Origin of the sequence: Cellulomonas pasadenensis (assembly GCF_047229365.1) — a bacterium.
Taxonomy (GTDB): domain Bacteria; phylum Actinomycetota; class Actinomycetes; order Actinomycetales; family Cellulomonadaceae; genus Cellulomonas.
This window is the reverse complement of record NZ_JBFTEP010000251.1, coordinates 1-2,020: the sequence shown is the minus strand read 5'-3', so window position 1 is coordinate 2,020 and position 2,020 is coordinate 1. Positions and strand designations below refer to the sequence as shown.

Genomic DNA, 2,020 nt, shown 5'->3' with positions numbered 1-2,020 from the left:
GGTCGCGCCAGCGCCGTCGGCCCCCTCGGCGCGCGAGCGTGAGGAGCCGACGTGACCACGACCCCGGCAGCGGTGGGTGCGTCGTCGCGCCGGGGGTCGGCGTCGTCGCGCCGAGGGTCGCGGGTGTCGTCCATGGGGGTCCTCCTGCCGGGACGGGACGGGGCGGGGCGTCGGCCGGTCCGTGCGGACCGGGCGCCGTCGCCGCTCTCCTGCCCCGTCTGTGTCGTCGGGGGTGCGGGTCTTGCAGCGGCTCAGGCGTCGACGGCCGCGAACGCGGCGCGCAGCCGCGACCGGGCGCGCGACAGGGCGGCGTCGGCGCCACCGCGTGCCGTCCCGAGGACGGCCGCGAGCGCCTCGCCCGTCAGCCCCTCCCACGCGTGCAGGAGCAGGACCTCGCGGTCGCGCGCGGACAGCCTCGCCAGCACCGTGCGGACGGTGTCGTCGCGGACGGCGAGGAGCGCCGGGTCGTCGGCGTCCGGCTCGTCGGGGACCTCCGCGACGGGCACGGGCACGGGCCGGCCCTTGCGGCGGTGGTTCGCGACGACGTAGCCGGCGGTGCGGTAGAGCCACGGCAGCTCGGCGCCGTCCGGCACGTCGTCGCGCCGGCGCCACGCGACCGTCAGGACGTCGGCGGTGAGGTCCTCCGCCTCGGACCCGCCCGCGCGCCGGGCGACGTACCGGTGCACCGCGGTGGCGTGCGCGCGCACGAGGGCGTCGTACCAGGCGGCGTCGTGGGCGGGTCCGGGGACGGGGTCCCGGACGGCGCCGGGGCGCCCGGCGGGCACGGCACCGTCGGGGTCCCCCGCGGGTTCGAGCCCGTCCGGGACGACGTCGAGGTGCGGAGGGTGCGACGGCACTGCGGCTCCCGGCGGTCGGACGGTGCGGACGTGCGGGCGGCGCGCGGAGCACCGCCCTCACCCCCAGGTGTCGCGACCTCCCCCGATCTTGCACCCGCCGACGACCGGGGACGCACGGTCCCGGGCGACCCGTCAGAGGCCGTCGGCCACCACGGCGGTCGCGCGCAGCCACGCGTCCCGCGTCGACGGGCGCAGCGCCGCGTGGTCGATCGGCCCGCCCGTGACGAGCGCCCGGTCGTGCGGCACCTCGACGACGGCCCGCGTCAGCGCGCCGAAGTGCGAGCGCAGACGCTGGCGCAGGTCCTTGTCGACCTTCGGCTCGGGGAACGACAGGATCGTCACGGCCTGCCGGACGAGCTCCTCGTGCCCGGTGGCGCGCAGCGCGTCGAGCGCCCACGCCGCCGACTGCGCGGTGTCCTCGCGCAGCGTCGAGACGACGACGAGCTGGTCGGCCGTGTCGACGGCGGCACGCCAGTTCGAGGCGCGCATGTTGTTGCCCGTGTCGACGACGAGCACCCGGTAGAACTGCGACAGCACCGTGTGCAGCGAGCGGAACGACTGCGCATCGACGCTCGACACGGACGCCGCGTTCTCGTCGGACGCCAGTACGTCGAACTGCTCGTTGGGCTGCGTGCGCACGTACGCGTCCAGGTCGCCGATGCGCAGCGTGCCGCGGCCCGTGAGGTCCGGCAGCGCGTGCAGCAGGTCGACGGCCGTGCGCGTGTGGTCGGCGTGCGACGAGCGCCAGCCGAGCGTGCCGCGTGTCTCGTTGTTGTCCCACGCGAGCGTGTACCCGCCGCGGTGCAGCCCGAACGTCGCCGCGAGCAGCATCGTCGCCGTCGTCTTGTGCGCGCCGCCCTTGGGGTTGACGACGACGACCGTGCGGGGGCCGTCGAACGTGCGGCGGACCGCCTCGACCTGCGAGCGGCGCACCCGCTCGGCGCGCCCGGGCGCGGGCTTCACCGCGCCGAGCGTCAGGCGGCGGACCGTGCGCTGCCAGCCCTGCTCGGCGGGGCCGGCGTGCGCGGGGTGCCGCGCGGCGAGCAGGTCGTCGAGCGTGGGGAGCGACGTGCCGGCGACGGCCGGCGTCGCGCCCGTCGCGGGGCCGGGCTCTTATACACATATACGAGCCCACGAGACACATACGCCGATGGCGGTTGGCG

Annotated in this window: 2 protein-coding genes; both read right to left on the bottom strand. The window is 77.1% G+C overall.

Annotation, left to right across the window (positions count from 1 at the left end; translation table 11 throughout):
- Nucleotides 1–251: 251 nt before the first annotated feature.
- Complete coding sequence (locus AB6N23_RS18205; protein WP_412867366.1) at nucleotides 252–857, bottom strand: RNA polymerase sigma factor; 606 nt, start codon at nucleotides 855–857, stop codon at nucleotides 252–254.
- A gap of 132 nt (nucleotides 858–989) precedes the next feature.
- A complete protein-coding gene (locus AB6N23_RS18200; RefSeq protein WP_412867365.1) occupies nucleotides 990–1,820 on the bottom strand; it encodes a MinD/ParA family ATP-binding protein in 831 nt (276 codons plus the stop codon).
- Nucleotides 1,821–2,020 lie beyond the last annotated feature (200 nt).